We start from the raw sequence: 17,356 nt of genomic DNA on the forward strand, positions 1-17,356 counted from the left end.
GTTAATCCTCTAAACTGTTTGTTTTACCTAAGCTTAAACCGCTGCTGCGCCGCTCACGATTTCCGACAGTTCTTGTGTAATCGCCGCCTGACGGGCTTTGTTGTACACAAGTTCTAAGTCATCAATCAGATTTGAGGCGTTGTCTGTTGCAGCCTTCATCGCAACCATTCGAGCCGCTTGCTCACAAGCAAGGTTCTCCACCACACCTTGGTAAACCTGAGACTCTACGTAGCGCAGTAGTAGCGCATCCAGCAGAGGTTTTGGTTCAGGCTCATAGATGTAGTCCCATGAATGCGCACGCTGCATATCTTCGCTGTCCGATTTAGGCAAAGGTAGCAATTGATCGATCTTTGGTTGTTGTACCATGGTGTTCACGAATTCGTTGAACACTACGTACAGACGATCCAACTCGCCGTTATCATATTTCTTCAGCATCACGCCAACAGAACCGATCAGGTCTTCCAGCGTTGGGCTATCACCCAAACCAGACACTTGAGCCGCTACTTTTGCGCCGCTGTTGTTGAAAAATGCAGTTGCTTTAGAGCCAATAATGGCCAACTCCAGCTCTGCACCCTTCTCTTTCCACGTTTGCATGTCTGTGATCGCTTTTTTGAACAAGTTAATGTTCAAGCCACCACACAAACCGCGGTCAGTTGAAATAATGATGTAACCAACACGTTTCGCTTCACGCTCTTCTAGATACGGATGACGATACTCTAGATTCGCGTTGGCGACATGACCGATCACTTTACGCATAGTTGCCGCGTATGGACGAGAAGCTTCCATGGCGTCTTGAGAACGACGCATTTTTGAAGCTGCTACCATTTCCATCGCTTTCGTAATTTTCTGAGTGCTTTTCACACTACCGATTTTATTACGTATCTCTTTTGCGCCGGCCATCGTTACTCTCCATTAGTTGGTGGCAAAATTTGCCACCGACCTATTACCAAGTTTGGGTTGCTTTGAAATCGTCAACCAGCTTCTTCAGCTGTGCTTCGATGTCATCGTTGTAAGCACCCGTCTTGTCGATCTGCGCTGCAAGTTCAGCGTATTGACCGCGAGCGTACGATAGTAGAGCTGCCTCGAAATCTAGAACTTTGCTCAGTTCTACATCGGCAAGGTAACCGCGCTCTGCTGCGTAGATAGTCAGAGCCTGATCAAAAACAGACATTGGAGCGTACTGTTTCTGTTTCATCAGTTCTGTTACTTTCTGACCGTGCTCCAGCTGACGTTTTGTTGCATCATCCAGATCCGATGAGAACTGCGCGAATGCTGCCAGTTCACGGTACGCTGCAAGTGCAGTACGAATACCGCCTGACAGTTTCTTGATGATTTTCGTCTGTGCTGAACCACCTACACGAGAAACTGAGATACCTGGGTCAACTGCAGGGCGAACACCCGCGTTGAACAGTTCAGTTTGTAGGAAGATCTGACCATCGGTAATCGAGATTACGTTAGTCGGTACGAATGCGGATACGTCACCAGCTTGGGTTTCGATGATCGGCAGCGCCGTTAGAGAACCGGTCTTGCCTTTCACTTCACCGTTTGTGAAACGTTCTACGTAATCAGCGCTTACGCGAGCAGCACGCTCAAGTAGACGTGAGTGGAGGTAGAAAACGTCACCAGGGAATGCTTCACGGCCTGGCGGACGACGTAGCAGTAGAGAAATCTGACGGTAAGCAACAGCTTGCTTAGACAGATCATCGTAAACAATCAGTGCATCTTCACCGCGATCGCGGAAGTATTCACCCATTGCACACCCAGCGTATGGCGCAAGGTATTGCAGAGCTGCAGACTCAGAAGCAGACGCTACCACAACGATAGTGTTCTTCAGAGCGCCATGCTCTTCAAGTTTACGAACCACGTTTGCGATAGTCGAAGCTTTCTGACCGATCGCGACGTAGATTGAGTAAATACCTGAATCTTTTTGGTTGATGATCGCATCGATCGCCATCGCTGTTTTACCAGTTTGACGGTCACCGATAACCAGCTCACGCTGACCACGGCCGATTGGAATCATCGCATCCACTGATTTATAACCAGTTTGAACAGGTTGATCGACTGATTGACGGTCGATTACGCCTGGTGCAATCACTTCTACAGGAGAAGTTAATTTTGCTTCGATTGGACCTTTACCGTCGATTGGCTCACCCAGTGTGTTCACTACGCGGCCTAACAGTTCAGGACCGACTGGTACTTCTAGAATACGACCTGTACCAGTCACTTTTTCGCCTTCCTTCAGGTCAGCATATGGGCCCATGACAACTGCACCAACCGAGTCACGCTCAAGGTTAAGTGCGAGTGCATAACGGCCACCCGGTAATTCAATCATTTCACCCTGCATCACGTCCGCTAGGCCGTGAATTCGGATAATACCATCGCTTACCGAAACGATAGTACCTTCATTGCGAGCTTCACTAACAACGTTGAAAGACTCAATACGCTGTTTAATTAGATCGCTAATTTCCGTGGAATTAAGTTGCATGCTCCAATCCCCATTAAGACTGCAAGGCATCGCTCAGGCGGTTCAAACGACCACGCGCTGAGTTATCGATGACTAAGTCTCCGGCTCGAATTACTACCCCACCAAGTAGGGTCTCATCTACACTGCAATTCAGCTGAACTTTGCGTTCCAGACGCTGCTCAAGTTTGTTGCTGATGTCTGCCAGTTGCTGCTCTGAAAGTTCAGATGCTGAAATCACTTCAACGTCGACTTTCTTCTCATGCTCTTGTTTCAGAGCATGGAATTGAGCACAAACATCCGGAAGGGCCTGTAAGCGGCCATTCTCAGCCATTACCTTCAGCAGGTTCTGACCATGTGCATCAAACTGTTCGCCACAAATTGCGACAAATATTTCTGCCATTTTATCGGCAGAGGTCGAGCTGGTTAACAGCTCTTTCATCTGGTCGTTCTTTGCGACTTCGGCAGCGAAAACAAGCATCTGGCTCCATTGATCCAGTTGTTGTTTTTCCACCGCAAATTCAAATGCTGCTTTAGCATAGGGGCGTGCAATTGTAGTCAAATCAGACATTCGGCGCCCCCAGACTTAAAGTTTTGCAGTAATGTTGTCGAGAATATCTTTGTGCGCATCTTTATCGATCGTACGCTCAAGGATCTTCTCAGCACCAGCAATCGCCAGAGTTGCAACTTGTTTGCGCAGCTCATCGCGGGCACGGTTACGTTCGGCTTCAATCTCAGCATCAGCTTGAGCAAGGATTTTCTGGCGTTCTGCCTGAGCTTCCTCGCGCGCTTCATCCAAAATTTGCGCTTTACGTTTGTTCGCTGCCTCAATGACCTCAGTTGCTGTGCGCTTCGCTTCTTTCAGTGAATCAGAAGCGTTGGCTTGTGCTAGGTCCAAATCTTTCTTTGCACGCTCAGCAGCTTGCAAACCGTCAGCAATTTTCTTCTGACGCTCTTCAATCGCTTTAATGATTGGCGGCCATACATATTTCATGCAGAACCACACAAACAGTGCGAATGAAAGTGCTTGACCTAGCAGAGTTGCGTTCATATTCACAACAGCTACCCCTCTATATGGACTTCGTGTTAATCAAAGACAAACCACCTTGCGGGGTTTGTCGCTGGCAAAACGTGATTAACCTAGTTGACCAACAAATGGGTTCGCGAATGTGAATAGCAGTGCGATTACGATACCGATCATTGGAACCGCATCCAGCAGACCTGCAATGATGAACATCTTAACTTGCAGCATAGGAGCCATTTCTGGTTGACGAGCAGCGCCTTCCAGGAATTTACCACCTAGAAGTGCGAAACCAATCGCAGTACCAAGAGAAGCAAGACCGACGATGATACCTACGGCGATTGCAGAAAAGCTCAGTAAAGTTTCCATTACTATCTCCAATTATTGTTGTTGGCTTATGAGCCCAAATAAAAGCTAAATATTTTTTATTAATGATCACTATCTTCATGTGCCATAGACAGATAGACGATTGTCAACATCATGAACACGAAAGACTGAATCAGAATTACCAGAATATGGAAGATAGCCCACGGTAGTGAACCCAACCATTGTAGCCACCATGGTAGCATCGCTGCGATAAGAATAAATACAACCTCACCCGCGAACATGTTACCGAATAGACGCATACCCAGTGAGAGTGGTTTAGCCAGTAGCGACACCACTTCAATAAGCAGGTTAAACGGAATCATAATTGGGTGATTGAATGGGTGTAACGCCAATTCTTTCGCAAACCCACCTAGACCTTTCACTTTGATGCTGTAGTAAATCATCAGAGCGAACACGCCTAGAGCCATAGCCATGGTGATGTTCACATCAGCAGACGGGACCACTTTTAAGTAAGGGATACCGAGCCAATGCTGTGCTGGATACGGCAAGAAATCAATTGGCACTAAGTCCATGATGTTCATTAGCAATACCCAACAAAAGATAGTCAGTGCCAGCGGTGCTATTAGCGGATTGCGTCCATGGAAGGTGTCTTTGACGTTGGTATCGACAAATTCAACCACTATTTCAACAAAACACTGTAGCTTGCCTGGTACACCCGCTGTTGCTTTCTTGGCCACAGAACGGAACACCCAAAGGAAGATCAGTCCAGTAAACAAAGAAAAAAACAGGCTATCGATATGTACGTTCCAGAAACTTGTCTCCTCCGCAACCAGACCTAACTTGTACAACGATAGGTTGGAAAGGTGGTGTTCAATGTATCCGGACGATGTTAGCGCTTCACCTGGCGCAGCCATAACTCATCCTATTTTTTGTTGTTAATGAAAAGCACTGGCGCACAGATATTAATACCTAGAGCCAGCAAATAGGTTAGTTTTAGGGGAACAAGTTCCACCTGCATATACATGTAGGCGACAGAGAACAGTGCGATAGTGATGAGGATTTTAAGTGTTTCACCTGTGTAGAAAGAGGCCGTAATTCGCTTTGCAGCACGAGCTCCACTAAACATAAAAGCACACAGCGCAAAAACTGCATTAGCGAAGACAAAAATGCCCCCACCAATCAGCGCTGAAATTCCCCATTCAGCATTTACGGCAATCGCCATCCCTGCTGCCACAACCATAACCGCGCCGAACTGGATCATTAACAATTGCTTTGCAAGCGCTCGTCCTGGCCTAGCTAACGCAGCTACCATGTATTCGTACCTCTAGTAATGTCCAACACACAACATATTGCTGGAGCCGGAAATTGGCGAAAATTATACGGTGACATCAATTGATTGCAATTACAACGCTGCAAAAAGTTACAATTTTGTTTACACACCGACATATTTCGCTAAAGAAATCTTATTTTTCACAATTGATTTAAATCAATTATCTCACTTAGCCTTGTAGCTTGGCAATTAGTTGCTCGAATTTGTGAGGCTCATCAATACTTATCGTGACTTTTGACTTTCCGCTTTTTGAACGGACGATTGACACTTTTGCCCCGAGTTTTTCACTCAGATTTTGTGACATTTGTTGTATTTCTACGTCTTCTGGCACATTTTTTACATCAGAGTGCTCTGAGAGGCATTTTTTTACGAGTTGTTCGGTTTGGCGCACCGTCAGTTGTTTCTTCGCAACCCGAGCAGCCACTTCAATTTGCTGCTCACCGTCGAGCATCAACAGCGCGCGAGCATGGCCCATTTCTAACTGACGCGTCTCTACCAAACGTTTCACGCTGTCGTCCAGTTGGTTCAAACGCAGCAAGTTACTCACCGTGGCGCGCGACTTACCGATCACATCCGCAACTTGTTGATGAGTCAGTTTGAATTCGTCCTGCAAGCGTTCTAGCGCTTGTGCCTCTTCGATCACATTCAGATCTTCGCGCTGAATGTTTTCGATCAACGCCATGGCGATCGCCGCACGATCGTCGACACGTTTCACCAAACACGGCACTTGCTTGAGGCCGGCTTGACGCGCCGCTCGCCAGCGACGTTCGCCGGCAATAATTTCGTAGCCACCCAACGCCAGTGGACGCACCACGATCGGCTGAATGATGCCTTGAGATTGAATGGAGGCAGCCAGTTCTTCCAGCGCCTCCGGCGACATATCTTTACGGGGTTGGTACATACCCGGCTTCAGGTTGGTGATCACAAGATCGGTCAACTCACCCTCGCTAGACATAGCTTGGCTTTGAGAGGCCACGTGTTGTTTCTCACGAGCCAGAGAGCTGGTGGACAGCAGTGCGTCCAGCCCTTTTCCTAAACCACGTTTAGTCATGCACACGAATCCTTTAGTTGGTGTTATGCGGGTACTTCTTCACGACGTAACATTTCGCCTGCCAACGCGAGATACGCTTTGGCTCCGGCCGAATACTTGTCGTAATACATGGCAGGTTTGCCATGACTTGGCGCCTCAGCGAGGCGAACGTTGCGAGGGATAACTGTGCGGTACACCTTGTTGCCAAAGTGTTTTTTTAATTGATCAGAAACTTCGTTAGCGAGTCGGTTGCGTGGATCGTACATGGTACGAAGCAGACCTTCGATCTTCAGATTGTCATTCACCACCGCAGCTAACTTACTGATGGTATCCATTAACGCCGTTAAACCTTCCAAGGCAAAGTACTCGCATTGCATCGGTACTAAAACCGAATCGGCTGCCGCCATCGCATTGATTGTAAGGAGGTTTAAAGAAGGAGGACAATCGATAAAGATGAAATCATAGTTATCACGAACTGACGCGAGAGCGTTCTTCAAACGCACCTCACGCGCAAACACTTCCATCAGTTTGATCTCGGCTGCCGTCACGTCGCCATTGGCTGCAATCAGGTCGTAATGACCAGTGGTCTTACGACACACCACTTCTTCAAATGGGGCTTCTTCGACCAACAGCTCGTACGCAGTGGCATCAACCTGATATTTATCCACACCGCTGGCCATGGTTGCATTGCCTTGCGGGTCGAGATCAATCACCAGCACTTTGCGTTTGGTGGCCGCCATTGAGGCCGCCAAATTAATACAAGTTGTTGTTTTTCCTACGCCACCCTTCTGGTTAGCGATCGCTACGATTTTACCCACGGCCGTGCCTCGTTATTATCCCTTGCGCGATAAGATTACAAGATGACGCTCACCTTCCAACTCAGGAACTTTCAAAGCTTTGATATCGATCACAGAACACCATTCCGGCAACTGCTCAATCTCATCTTGCGGTAATTGCCCTTTCAGCGCTAAGAAGACACCGGTTTTAGCACGCGGTAAGTGATGGCACCACTCCACCATATCCGTGATGGAAGCAAACGCACGACTCAGCACCCCGTCAAAACCGTCTTCACCACCGTCAAACTCTTCCACGCGGCTCTGAACCGGCGTGACATTGGTGATGTTCAATTCATGCAAGACCTGTTTGATAAAGCGAATCCGCTTGCCCAAACTATCCAGCAAAACAAAGCTCTTGGTCGGGTTCATGATCGCCAAAGGAATCCCCGGCAGACCTGGCCCCGTCCCAACATCAATAAAACGCTCCCCCACCAACAGCGGGCTCACCACAATACTATCCATAATGTGCTTCACGAGCATGTCAGACGTGTCGCGTACGGATGTCAGATTATAGGCTTTGTTCCATTTGTTGAGCAGCTCGACATAACCAACCAGCTGCTCACGTTGACGCTCAGACACGTCAAGGTCGGTCTGAGCAATCAGGGCATCAAGTTTAACGCGTAGTGAATTCATTACGCGGCTTCTCCTTTCTTGAGTAGGCCGTGTTTTTTCAGGTGCACCAGCAGAATGGAGATCGCCGCAGGAGTGATTCCCGAAATGCGTGACGCAATACCGATACTTTCCGGTTTCGCGTTATTGAGCTTCATCACCACTTCGTTTGACAAACCTTTGACCGCTTTGTAATCGAGGTCGATAGGCAGTTTGGTGTGCTCATGACGCAGAGATTTTTCGATCTCATCTTGCTGACGCTGAATGTAACCGTCGTATTTCACCTGAATTTCAACTTGTTCCGCGGCTTCACGATCCTCAAGCGCAGGAGCAAAGGCCGACAACGAAGTCAGCAAGTCGTACGTCATTTCAGGGCGACGTAGCAGATCTTCACCACTGGCTTCACGCGACATCGGCGTTTTCAGCAGTGTGTTAAGCGCATCAACACCGTCAGAATTCGGGTTCATCCAGGTCTCTTTCAGACGTTGACGTTCGGTTTCCATGTGTTCAATCTTCTGATTGAAACGTGCCCAACGCGCATCGTTGATCAGGCCCAGTTCACGGGCTTTTTCAGTCAAACGTAGATCGGCATTGTCTTCACGCAGCAGCAAACGGTATTCCGCACGCGATGTGAACATGCGGTACGGTTCTTTGGTGCCCATGGTTGATAAATCGTCAATCAGCACGCCGACATACGCTTGGTCACGACGTGGGCTCCAGCCCTCTTTGTCTTGACTAAACAAGCTCGCGTTCAGACCCGCCATCAGGCCTTGCGCTGCCGCTTCTTCGTACCCGGTGGTGCCGTTGATCTGGCCAGCGAAGAACAAACCTTGAATAAACTTGGTTTCAAAGGTCTGTTTTAGATCGCGTGGATCAAAGAAATCGTATTCGATCGCATAGCCCGGACGGACAATATGCGCATTTTCAAACCCTTTCATCGAACGCACGATCTGCACTTGCACGTCAAAAGGCAAACTGGTGGAGATGCCGTTTGGATACAGTTCTGTGGTTGTCAGACCTTCCGGTTCGATGAAAATTTGGTGGCTGTTTTTATCCGCAAAACGCATGACTTTGTCTTCAATCGACGGACAGTAACGCGGCCCAATCCCTTCAATCACACCCGCATACATTGGGCTGCGATCGAGGTTGGCACGAATCACGTCATGCGTTTTCTCATTGGTGTGCGTAATGAAACATGGAATCTGACGCGGATGATGCTCGCGTTTGCCCATGAATGAGAACACCGGTGTTGGATTGTCACCGTGTTGCGCTTCCAATATCGAGAAATCGACACTATTGGCATCGATGCGAGGTGGAGTGCCGGTTTTCAGACGATCCACGCGGAATGGCAATTCACGCAGACGCTGTGCTAAAGCGATCGATGGTGGATCGCCTGCGCGGCCACCAGAGAAGTTTTCCAAGCCAATGTGGATCTTTCCGCCCAAGAAGGTGCCCACGGTCAATACCACGGCTTTGGCGCGGAATTTGAGCCCCATTTGGGTCACCACACCACGCACTTGATCGTTTTCAACGATCAGATCATCCGCCGCTTGTTGGAACAGCGTCAGATTGGGGGTGTTTTCCAACGTATGGCGAACGTACGCTTTGTACAGTGCACGGTCGGCCTGAGCACGTGTCGCACGTACCGCTGGCCCTTTTGAGGCGTTCAGTGTGCGAAATTGAATACCCGCATGATCGATGGCTTCTGCCATCAGACCACCCATCGCATCCACTTCTTTAACTAAGTGGCCTTTACCAATACCGCCAATTGCTGGGTTACAGGACATCTGTCCCAGCGTGTCGATATTGTGAGTGAGAAGTAACGTACGTTGGCCTGTACGAGCGGCTGCGAGCGCGGCTTCCGTTCCTGCGTGACCGCCACCAACCACAATGACGTCAAATGTTTCGTGATAAAGCATGAACGACCTCAGGTATTCATTGAGCGAAGAGATAAAATAAAAGAGACGTATTCTACCTTCTTTCCATTGGCTAGAAAATCGCTTTTCTGCTTTTTTCCATCCTGAGTGTTTAACTAAATAATATATAAAGATCTATTTAGAGATCTTTTATTGGATCTACTATTAGGATCGACGATCTCTGTGGATAAGTGAAAAATGATCAACGAGATCATGGATCTTCTCTTGATCAGAACATGTGATCATCACCTGATCTGATCGAGGATTAGCTGGGATCAAAAAGGGTAGTTATTCACAGGGGGTAATTTAGATCTAAGTTGTTATTTGGATAACTATAGGTTGATCACCGGATAAGCGCAGAGTTATGCACAGGCCTTCGCGTGAATCCATGCTGCCTTTTTCTGACGAAAGCGTGAAAAAACATTCACAGCGGAGCACGTTCCCTTTTTTGGGGTTTAAAAAAAGCGACCGATGGCCGCTTCACAGACTGATTAGAACGCTGCAAGGCGCTCATTGAGCCACACTTCGGCGGCATCTTCCGGCACGGGGTACTCTTGCACATCGATGGTAAAGCAGTCCGCCAGCGGTGTTGCCCCAATATCTTCGAGCAAATCAAACGCGTGCTTGCCCGCGGCACAGAACGTGTCATAACTTGAGTCACCTATGGCCACCACGGCAAATGTCAGATCGCGGGTGTTGGGGGGGGTGGCTTGTAGCGCCTGAATAAACGGTTGGATGTTGTCTGGGTAATCGCCTGCGCCGTGCGTCGATGTGATGATCAACCACGTTCCTTGCGCAGGAATCTCTGCCAATTGTGGCTGATTGTGAATCGTGGTCTCTTTTCCTTGCGCCTGCAGCAAATCGCTGAGGTGATCTCCGACGTATTCTGCGCCGCCTAAGGTACTGCCTGTGATGATGTGAATCATATAAAACCCCGAGCTGTTTCGTCTTAAACGAAAGAAGTGAATAATCGACTTGGGTGAGAAGAATACAGGGGTAAGCTGTGGATAGTAAAGGGCAAGATCGTGTATCCACGCTATCAAGAAAGGATCCTGCCTGTGCACAAGCTTCTCCACAAGGGGGATCGCGCCTAAGGGATCATTCTCGGTAAAAGGTCATGTGGTGCAGGGAAGGCGGGGAAAATGAGTTGACAAAAAGGCAAAGAAACGCGGGCGTATCACAAAAAAAATAGGCTAAGCGTTGAGTCACGCTTAGCCTTCATCAATTACTTGCCGATACAGAATGAGGAGAAGATGCGCCCGAGTAGGTCGTCTGAACTGAATTCCCCGGTGATCTCATTGAGATGTTGCTGCGCCAGACGCAGCTCTTCTGCCAGAATTTCTCCCGCCATGTAGCCTTCCAGTTGCTGCTGACCAATGCTCAGGTGTTCTGCGGCACGTTCCAGCGCATCGAGGTGGCGGCGGCGCGCCATAAAGCCGCCTTCTTGATTGCCGGTAAAGCCCATGCACGCTTTCAAGTGTGAACGCAGCGCATCGACGCCTTCACCGGTTTTCGCCGATAGGCGGATCAGCGTGGGTTGGTTCACGTGGCAGATCCCCAGCGTTTCGCCGGTTTGATCGACTTTATTGCGGATCACGGTCATGCCCATGCTGTCGGGTAGGCGATCGACAAAATCGGGCCAAATGTCTTTGGGATCGGTGGCGCTGGTGGTGGTACCGTCAACCATAAACAGAACACGGTCCGCTTGCGCGATTTCGTCCCACGCTCGCTCGATGCCAATTTTTTCCACTTCATCCGACGCTTCCCGCAAACCGGCGGTGTCGATGATGTGCAGTGGCATGCCGTCGATATGAATGTGTTCACGCAAGACATCGCGCGTGGTGCCGGCAATATCGGTCACAATCGCAGACTCTTTGCCAGATAGCGCGTTCAGCAGGCTGGATTTCCCGGCGTTCGGACGGCCTGCAATTACCACTTTCATCCCCTCACGCATGATGGCGCCTTGATTGGCTTCTTGGCGCACCGCGTTGAGGTTGTCGATGATGGCTTGTAGGTCGCCGGAGACTTTGCCGTCGGCAAGAAAGTCGATTTCTTCTTCCGGAAAATCAATTGCTGCTTCGACGTAGATGCGCAGATGGATCAGCGATTCCACCAGCGTATGGATGCGTTTGGAAAACTGACCCTGCAGCGATTTGAGCGCCGATTTGGCTGCTTCTTCGGAGCTAGCGTCGATCAAGTCGGCAATCGCTTCCGCTTGTGTCAGATCCATCTTGTCGTTAAGAAACGCGCGCTCAGAGAACTCGCCCGGACGCGCCGGACGCACGCCAGGAATCATCAGAATGCGTTTGATGAGCATATCCATGACCACGGGGCCGCCGTGGCCTTGCAGCTCCAGTACGTCTTCACCGGTAAACGAGTGTGGGTTTGGGAAGAAGAGCGCGATGCCCTGATCCAGTTCCACCCCCGACTCTGTTTTGAAAGGCAGGTATTCTGCGTAACGTGGCTTGAGCGTGCGGCCGGTCACTGCCAGCGCCACTTCCGTGGCTTTGGGACCTGAAACGCGAATAATGCCAACGCCACCACGACCCGGAGCCGTGGCTTGCGCGACGATAGTATCGGTAGTCATAACCTTACCTGTAAAAAATCGAATTAGCGTCATTGTAATCAGCAAGCAACAAAAAGGCGACCTTTTGGCCGCCTTTGCTGATTCGCTTCGTGCTTACTTGGAGTGTAAGCCTTTTTTCTCCAGACCTTTGTAAATCAAAGTCTGTTGAATCAGAGTCACGATGTTCGATACCAACCAGTACAGTACCAAACCTGACGGGAAGAACAGGAAGAAGAACGTAAACATAACCGGCATAAAGGTCATGATCTTCTGCTGCATTGGATCCGTCACGGTGGTTGGGCTCATTTTCTGGATGAAGAACATACTTGCACCCATCAACAATGGCAGGATGTAGTACGGGTCTTGTGCTGACAAGTCGTGAATCCAACCAAAGAATGGTGAGTGACGCAGTTCAACCGATTCCATCAGAGCCCAGTACAACGAAATGAAGATCGGCATCTGTAGGAAGATAGGTAGACAGCCGCCCAGCGGGTTCACTTTCTCTGTCTTGTACAGTTCCATCATTTCTTGGCTCATGCGCTGACGGTCATCGCCGATGCGCTCACGCATGGCTTGCAGTTTTGGTTGCAGCATGCGCATTTTCGCCATGGAGGTGTACTGCGCTTTAGTCAGCGGGTACATCGCACCACGTACGATGAAGGTCAGACAGATGATTGCCACACCCCAGTTACCAACGAATGACTGAATCACAGACAGCAGCCAGTGCAGTGGTTTCGCGATGAACCATAACCAGCCGTAGTCAACCACGAGGTCCAGGTTTGGCGCAGTGGCCGCCATTTGGTCTTGTAGTTTAGGACCAACCCAAAGGGTGGCTTTGAAATCAGCTTGTTGGCCATCTGCGATGGTTTTGTTTGGCATGCGGACGCCAATGTCACCCAGGTTGCCGATCACGCGAGAGTACAGGTTGGTGCCTGGCTCGTTGCGTGGAATCCATGCAGACGCAAAGTAGTGTTGGATCATCGCTGCCCAACCTTGACCGTTGGCGAGGTTCATCGCAAGGTTGCGATCCTGCATGTCGTCAAAGCTGTATTTTTTGTAACGCGTATCTTCAGTTGAGTAAGCGCCGCCACGGTAAGTTGGCATCGCTAGGCTACCGCCAGAATCGAGCAGGTTTTGACGCAGGTGTGCGTACATGCCCAGAGTGGCGTTGTTGCCTGAGTGGTTCACCACGTTGAATTCAACGTCAACCGCGTAGTTCCCGCGTTTGAGCACGAATGTTTTGGTGTATTCAAGGCCGTTGGCTTGGTAAGTCATCGGAATGCGCAGTTCATCTTGGCCGTCAGCCAGCGTGAAGCTGTCTGCGTCAACCGTGTAGGTTGGGCGATTGTTGCTGCTCAGATCGATCCCTTGAGGGCCGATCAGGCCGCTTTGTGCGATGAATTGATGACCTTGTGTATTTTTCAATAGGACGAATGGGTTTTCTGAGTCCAATTCGTCAGAGTATTGGTTCAGTTTTGCTGTGACCACATCACCACCAACTGTGTCGATAGACAGAGTCAGTACATCTGTAGTGACGGTAATCACTTTGGCCGCAGCACTGTTTTGCGATGGTGCTGGATCGAACTCATCGGCTAAAGACGGTGCAGGGACGGCACTGCTGGTTTGAGCCTGCTCAACCGCTTGAGGTGCTGGGTTCTTCGCTACTTGCCACTGTTGGAAAAGTAAAAAAGAAACCAGAGCCAAAGCGATTAACAGGATATTACGTTGAGAATCCATCGTTATTTATCTCTGTCGTGTTTTTGGACTGGTGGAACGGGGTCAAATCCCCCTTCGTTCAAAGGGTGGCATTTTAATAGACGTTTGCCGGATAACCAACACCCTTTTACAAATCCGTGAGCTCTCAACGCTTCTATCGCATAAGTAGAGCAAGTGGGAGTAAATCGGCAACGCGGGCCGATCAGCGGACTAATAAACCACTGGTATAGTCGGACTAAACCAATGGCTAGCCACGTGAAGGGCGTGAAAGGCGATGCCATAACTTGTCGAACAAAGTGAACATTTCCTCATTGCTCAAATCTTGGGCGCTTTTCTTCGCAATGACAACATAATCTTTGTGTGCAAGTTTGTGTTGATTGAGACGAAAGCTTTCGCGGGCCAAACGCTTGAAGCGGTTACGACCAACGGCTGTCTTGATTTGTTTCTTAGGAACCGCTAACCCTAAACGAGGATGAGAAAGGTTATTATCGCGTGCAATGATGGTGAAATGGGGGCAGCCTGCTCGGTGAGCTTGCTGAAAGACATTTTGATAATGCTCGGGAGTTAACAAACGTAACTCCCGATTAAATGCGTACGTACTCAAAATAAGCTAGCGATTATTTTGACAGGCGCTTACGGCCTTTTGCACGACGTGCATTAATTACTTTACGACCGTTCGCAGTCGCCATGCGTGCACGGAAACCGTGAGTACGCTTGCGCTTTAGAACTGTAGGTTGAAAAGTGCGTTTAGACATGGTTATTACCTTTACTGATCAGTAGTTTTTAGGTTCATAAAACCCGGCGTGGGCAATACGTCTTCTCTGTATATAAAAGAAAGGACATTCCGACGCCTCTCAACAAAGAGGCGGAATTGTAATCACAGTCACAAAAGGTGTCAATGATTGGGTTTGCCGAAACTCGATTCCAACGAACGAAAAACGTTCAGGCTCGGGCTTCATACTTTCCGGTCGGCCGATTATACGGAGTCTCGATAAAATCTCAAGGATCCTTAATCGATCCCGACCTGATTCAGGAATTTTCTGAGGCGTGGATCCTGTGGATGGTCAAAGATATCCTGTGGAGAACCTTGCTCAACAATATTCCCTTCCGCCATAAAGATCACACGGTCGGCGACCTCTTTGGCAAATTGCATTTCGTGAGTCACCACCAGCATGGTTTGGTGCTGGGTGGCGAGTTTTTTCATGAGTCCCAGCACTTCGCCCACCCATTCTGGGTCTAGCGCAGAGGTGGGTTCATCAAACAGCAGCAGTTCCGGCTGCAGCGCCATCGCACGGCCAATACCGACGCGTTGCTGCTGGCCGCCAGAGAGCGCTGCTGGGTAGCTGTCGCCGCGATCGCCCAAACCAATGTCTTCGAGGATCTGCTGCGCACGCTGTAGCGCTTGATCTTTTTTCCAGCCACGCACGGTGATGAGGCCTTCCGCAATGTTCTGACGTGCGGTGAGGTGAGCAAACAGCGCGTAGTTCTGAAACACGAATCCGGTTTTGCGGCGCAGGGCCAGCACTTCGGCTTTGGTGTGTTTTTGGGTATCGACGCTGACATCATCAATGGTGATGGTGCCTTGGTCGGCCTGCTCAAGAAAGTTCACGCAGCGTAGCAGAGTGGATTTACCGGTGCCGCTGGAGCCGATAATCACAATGATTTCACCCTGATTGATGGTGATATCGATGCCTTTTAGTACCTCGGCATCGCCAAAGCGTTTATGAATGTTGGATAACGTGATCATCGTACATACGCCTTATTCAGTTTGTTCTCTGCCCAAATCTGCACGCGGGTCAGAACCATCACGACCGCCCAGTAAATCAGTGCTACGGCCAGGAAGGCTTCAAAGAAGCGAAAGCTGGAGGAGGCTTCCATCTGCGCTTTGGCCATGATTTCCGCCACGCCGAAGGTAAATGCCAGTGAGGTCGATTTGATCATGTCGATGAAGTAGTTCATCAATGACGGCAGCGCGACGCGGCTGGCTTGCGGCAAAATAATGCGGCGCATCGCTTGCCCCGTGGTCATGCCGACCGACAGGCTGGCTTCCATCTGGCTGCGGTCGATACCAATGATCGCCGCGCGAATGGTTTCGGCCATGTAGGCAGCAAAGTGCAGCGTCAAACCAATCACGGCCGCGCTAAACGCATCAATGCCGATTAATAGTGGGAAAATCTGCGGTAGGCCGTAGTACAACAGAAACATTTGTACCAGCAGCGGTGTGCCACGAAAGAAGCTGATGTACAACTGGCTCAGGGCGTTCAACACCGGCACTTTGAACACGCGGATGTTGGCCAGCAGCACGGACAAAATCAGCGCAAAGAACATGCCCCACACCGCCATTTCCATGGTGGTGCTCAGATACTTGAGCAGGATCGGCATCAGCCCCAGCATGTATTGAAAATCAAACCCCATTTACGTCCCCCTAAAGACAACAAAAGGCGGAATCCTGCGATTCCACCTTATTGATTCGGCTGTTGGTCTCAGTTATTTGGTAATATCCGTACCGAACCATTTCTCAGAAATCTGGCTCAGTGTACCGTCTGCACGCATCGCAGCAAGTGCTTGGTTCACTTCCGACTGCAATTTATGGCCTTTCTCGTTGTTCAGGAATGGCCACGCGTTGGCGATGGTTTCAAATGGAGACCCTGCCAATTGCAATGGCAGACCTGTTTTATCAATTACTTCCAGCACAGAGAGGCGGTCCATCACGAACGCATCGATGCGGCCCAGCGCGACATCACGTTCAAAACCGGTATCGTAGGTTTTGATGTTGATTTTGCCGTCTTTGTCGTGCGCACGCAGCAGTTGTTCGAAGTTTGACCCCAAGTTCACCGCCACGGTTTTACCGGCCAGGTCTTCGATGCCTTGAATGCTGTCGTTGCCTTTACGTACGGCGATTTGCGCGCCATCGATGACATACGGTGCCGAGAACAGGTATTTCGCCTGACGCTCTTTGGTCATGGTGATCTGATTCGAGATGGTGTCAATGCGGCCAGTTTCCAACAAACCAAACAAACCTGAGAAGTTTGAGGTCACATATTCCACATGGTAATCGTTGCGTTTACCGATCTCGTTCCACACATCCACTTCAAAACCTTGCAGTTGGTCTTGCTTGACGAAGGTGAATGGGAAGTAACGACCCGACATCCCGACTTTGATGTCTGTTGCGGCTTGTACAGTCGCGGCGGATAGAGCAAGCGCGGCCACTGCCAATTTAATCCAGTTTTTCATCTTGTGACTCCTTATGATTATAGGGCGTGATATTACTGGTAAATAACTTAATAGAATAAATAACCAGTTGTTATTAACCATAACTGGACGATCACCCATTTTTGGGGATAACTCCGGTTGATCATTGAATCTGTGGATCACTGTGTGAGTAAATTTAGGACGTGCTGTGTGGATCTTGCCAACTGATGAGAAAATATTGTGAATAACTTGGATCTTATTCACTGGATCGTGGATCAATCGCTGGCGATCTGAGTTATCAACAGGTAGAATTGCCAATCTTTACCGATCATTGATTTAGAGTGAGAGAATC

20 protein-coding genes are annotated in these 17,356 nt (G+C 49.4%); all 20 read right to left on the bottom strand.

What is annotated here, in order from left to right; genetic code table 11:
• Positions 1-33: 33 nt before the first annotated feature.
• The 20 genes from atpG to ACS18Q_RS14840 all read right to left on the bottom strand — a co-directional run bounded on the left by atpG (position 34) and on the right by ACS18Q_RS14840 (position 17,046).
• Entirely contained in the window at positions 34-900 is an 867-nt protein-coding gene (gene atpG / locus ACS18Q_RS14745) for a F0F1 ATP synthase subunit gamma (protein ID WP_004728709.1), read from the bottom strand.
• Between the two features lie 43 nt (positions 901-943).
• A complete protein-coding gene (atpA, locus tag ACS18Q_RS14750; RefSeq protein ID WP_038152645.1) occupies positions 944-2,485 on the bottom strand; it encodes a F0F1 ATP synthase subunit alpha in 1,542 nt (513 codons plus the stop codon).
• Positions 2,486-2,498: 13 nt separating this feature from the next.
• The gene (atpH, locus tag ACS18Q_RS14755) at positions 2,499-3,032 is read right to left on the bottom strand and encodes a F0F1 ATP synthase subunit delta (RefSeq protein WP_004728711.1); all 534 of its coding nucleotides are present in this window, start codon (positions 3,030-3,032) and stop codon (positions 2,499-2,501) included.
• 15 nt (positions 3,033-3,047) lie between these two features.
• Positions 3,048-3,518 (bottom strand): F0F1 ATP synthase subunit B, encoded by a 471-nt coding sequence (gene atpF, locus ACS18Q_RS14760; RefSeq protein ID WP_041942459.1) that lies wholly within the window; start codon positions 3,516-3,518, stop codon positions 3,048-3,050.
• Positions 3,519-3,596: 78 nt separating this feature from the next.
• Positions 3,597-3,851 carry a F0F1 ATP synthase subunit C gene (atpE, locus tag ACS18Q_RS14765; protein ID WP_002540812.1) on the bottom strand — a complete coding sequence of 85 codons (255 nt, stop codon included), beginning with the start codon at positions 3,849-3,851 and terminating at the stop codon, positions 3,597-3,599.
• Between the two features lie 59 nt (positions 3,852-3,910).
• Complete coding sequence (atpB, locus tag ACS18Q_RS14770; RefSeq protein WP_004728713.1) at positions 3,911-4,723, bottom strand: F0F1 ATP synthase subunit A; 813 nt, start codon at positions 4,721-4,723, stop codon at positions 3,911-3,913.
• An 8-nt stretch (positions 4,724-4,731) separates the two neighbouring features.
• Entirely contained in the window at positions 4,732-5,121 is a 390-nt protein-coding gene (locus tag ACS18Q_RS14775) for a F0F1 ATP synthase subunit I (RefSeq protein ID WP_038152649.1), read from the bottom strand.
• 187 nt (positions 5,122-5,308) lie between these two features.
• On the bottom strand, positions 5,309-6,190 hold the full coding sequence (locus ACS18Q_RS14780; protein WP_441257212.1) for a ParB/RepB/Spo0J family partition protein: 882 nt from the start codon (positions 6,188-6,190) through the stop codon (positions 5,309-5,311).
• Positions 6,191-6,213: 23 nt separating this feature from the next.
• The gene (locus tag ACS18Q_RS14785; RefSeq protein WP_014204191.1) at positions 6,214-6,987 is read right to left on the bottom strand and encodes a ParA family protein; all 774 of its coding nucleotides are present in this window, start codon (positions 6,985-6,987) and stop codon (positions 6,214-6,216) included.
• Between the two features lie 15 nt (positions 6,988-7,002).
• The gene (gene rsmG, locus ACS18Q_RS14790) at positions 7,003-7,638 is read right to left on the bottom strand and encodes a 16S rRNA (guanine(527)-N(7))-methyltransferase RsmG (protein ID WP_004728717.1); all 636 of its coding nucleotides are present in this window, start codon (positions 7,636-7,638) and stop codon (positions 7,003-7,005) included.
• Positions 7,638-9,533 carry a tRNA uridine-5-carboxymethylaminomethyl(34) synthesis enzyme MnmG gene (gene mnmG / locus ACS18Q_RS14795; protein ID WP_441257213.1) on the bottom strand — a complete coding sequence of 632 codons (1,896 nt, stop codon included), beginning with the start codon at positions 9,531-9,533 and terminating at the stop codon, positions 7,638-7,640. The genes rsmG and mnmG overlap by 1 nt, the downstream gene beginning before the upstream one ends.
• Positions 9,534-10,021: 488 nt before the next feature.
• Positions 10,022-10,456 (bottom strand): FMN-binding protein MioC, encoded by a 435-nt coding sequence (gene mioC, locus ACS18Q_RS14800; RefSeq protein WP_014204189.1) that lies wholly within the window; start codon positions 10,454-10,456, stop codon positions 10,022-10,024.
• Positions 10,457-10,755: 299 nt separating this feature from the next.
• Entirely contained in the window at positions 10,756-12,117 is a 1,362-nt protein-coding gene (gene mnmE / locus ACS18Q_RS14805) for a tRNA uridine-5-carboxymethylaminomethyl(34) synthesis GTPase MnmE (RefSeq protein ID WP_004728720.1), read from the bottom strand.
• A 93-nt stretch (positions 12,118-12,210) separates the two neighbouring features.
• Entirely contained in the window at positions 12,211-13,833 is a 1,623-nt protein-coding gene (yidC, locus tag ACS18Q_RS14810) for a membrane protein insertase YidC (RefSeq protein WP_004728721.1), read from the bottom strand.
• 2 nt (positions 13,834-13,835) lie between these two features.
• Entirely contained in the window at positions 13,836-14,093 is a 258-nt protein-coding gene (yidD, locus tag ACS18Q_RS14815) for a membrane protein insertion efficiency factor YidD (protein WP_081454181.1), read from the bottom strand.
• Positions 14,060-14,383: a ribonuclease P protein component gene (gene rnpA, locus ACS18Q_RS14820; RefSeq protein ID WP_441257214.1), complete on the bottom strand. Its 324-nt coding sequence runs from the start codon at positions 14,381-14,383 to the stop codon at positions 14,060-14,062. The genes yidD and rnpA overlap by 34 nt, the downstream gene beginning before the upstream one ends.
• A 46-nt stretch (positions 14,384-14,429) precedes the next feature.
• A complete protein-coding gene (gene rpmH / locus ACS18Q_RS14825; protein ID WP_004728723.1) occupies positions 14,430-14,567 on the bottom strand; it encodes a 50S ribosomal protein L34 in 138 nt (45 codons plus the stop codon).
• 254 nt (positions 14,568-14,821) lie between these two features.
• The gene (locus tag ACS18Q_RS14830) at positions 14,822-15,559 is read right to left on the bottom strand and encodes an amino acid ABC transporter ATP-binding protein (protein WP_004728724.1); all 738 of its coding nucleotides are present in this window, start codon (positions 15,557-15,559) and stop codon (positions 14,822-14,824) included.
• The gene (locus tag ACS18Q_RS14835) at positions 15,556-16,227 is read right to left on the bottom strand and encodes an amino acid ABC transporter permease (RefSeq protein WP_004728725.1); all 672 of its coding nucleotides are present in this window, start codon (positions 16,225-16,227) and stop codon (positions 15,556-15,558) included. Before ACS18Q_RS14835 ends, ACS18Q_RS14830 begins: the two co-directional genes overlap by 4 nt.
• Before the next feature lie 72 nt (positions 16,228-16,299).
• A complete protein-coding gene (locus ACS18Q_RS14840; protein WP_004728726.1) occupies positions 16,300-17,046 on the bottom strand; it encodes an amino acid ABC transporter substrate-binding protein in 747 nt (248 codons plus the stop codon).
• Positions 17,047-17,356: the final 310 nt, after the last annotated feature.

The sequence above is a fragment of the Vibrio sp. Vf1514 genome (genome assembly GCF_052076135.1).
In the GTDB taxonomy this organism is placed as follows: domain Bacteria; phylum Pseudomonadota; class Gammaproteobacteria; order Enterobacterales; family Vibrionaceae; genus Vibrio; species Vibrio furnissii.

Excerpts from the sequence above, each read along its gene's own strand:
- yidC (WP_004728721.1), bottom strand. The coding sequence starts at position 13,833 with ATGGATTCTCAACGTAATATCCTGTTAATCGCTTTGGCTCTGGTTTCT.
- atpG (WP_004728709.1), bottom strand. The coding sequence starts at position 900 with ATGGCCGGCGCAAAAGAGATACGTAATAAAATCGGTAGTGTGAAAAGC.
- rsmG (WP_004728717.1), bottom strand. The coding sequence starts at position 7,638 with ATGAATTCACTACGCGTTAAACTTGATGCCCTGATTGCTCAGACCGAC.
- yidD (WP_081454181.1), bottom strand. The coding sequence starts at position 14,093 with ATGGCATCGCCTTTCACGCCCTTCACGTGGCTAGCCATTGGTTTAGTC.
- mioC (WP_014204189.1), bottom strand. The coding sequence starts at position 10,456 with ATGATTCACATCATCACAGGCAGTACCTTAGGCGGCGCAGAATACGTC.
- ACS18Q_RS14775 (WP_038152649.1), bottom strand. The coding sequence starts at position 5,121 with ATGGTAGCTGCGTTAGCTAGGCCAGGACGAGCGCTTGCAAAGCAATTG.
- ACS18Q_RS14830 (WP_004728724.1), bottom strand. The coding sequence starts at position 15,559 with ATGATCACGTTATCCAACATTCATAAACGCTTTGGCGATGCCGAGGTA.
- atpE (WP_002540812.1), bottom strand. The coding sequence starts at position 3,851 with ATGGAAACTTTACTGAGCTTTTCTGCAATCGCCGTAGGTATCATCGTC.
- ACS18Q_RS14780 (WP_441257212.1), bottom strand. The coding sequence starts at position 6,190 with ATGACTAAACGTGGTTTAGGAAAAGGGCTGGACGCACTGCTGTCCACC.
- atpB (WP_004728713.1), bottom strand. The coding sequence starts at position 4,723 with ATGGCTGCGCCAGGTGAAGCGCTAACATCGTCCGGATACATTGAACAC.
- mnmE (WP_004728720.1), bottom strand. The coding sequence starts at position 12,117 with ATGACTACCGATACTATCGTCGCGCAAGCCACGGCTCCGGGTCGTGGT.
- ACS18Q_RS14835 (WP_004728725.1), bottom strand. The coding sequence starts at position 16,227 with ATGGGGTTTGATTTTCAATACATGCTGGGGCTGATGCCGATCCTGCTC.
- atpA (WP_038152645.1), bottom strand. The coding sequence starts at position 2,485 with ATGCAACTTAATTCCACGGAAATTAGCGATCTAATTAAACAGCGTATT.
- rpmH (WP_004728723.1), bottom strand. The coding sequence starts at position 14,567 with ATGTCTAAACGCACTTTTCAACCTACAGTTCTAAAGCGCAAGCGTACT.
- mnmG (WP_441257213.1), bottom strand. The coding sequence starts at position 9,533 with ATGCTTTATCACGAAACATTTGACGTCATTGTGGTTGGTGGCGGTCAC.
- ACS18Q_RS14840 (WP_004728726.1), bottom strand. The coding sequence starts at position 17,046 with ATGAAAAACTGGATTAAATTGGCAGTGGCCGCGCTTGCTCTATCCGCC.
- atpH (WP_004728711.1), bottom strand. The coding sequence starts at position 3,032 with ATGTCTGATTTGACTACAATTGCACGCCCCTATGCTAAAGCAGCATTT.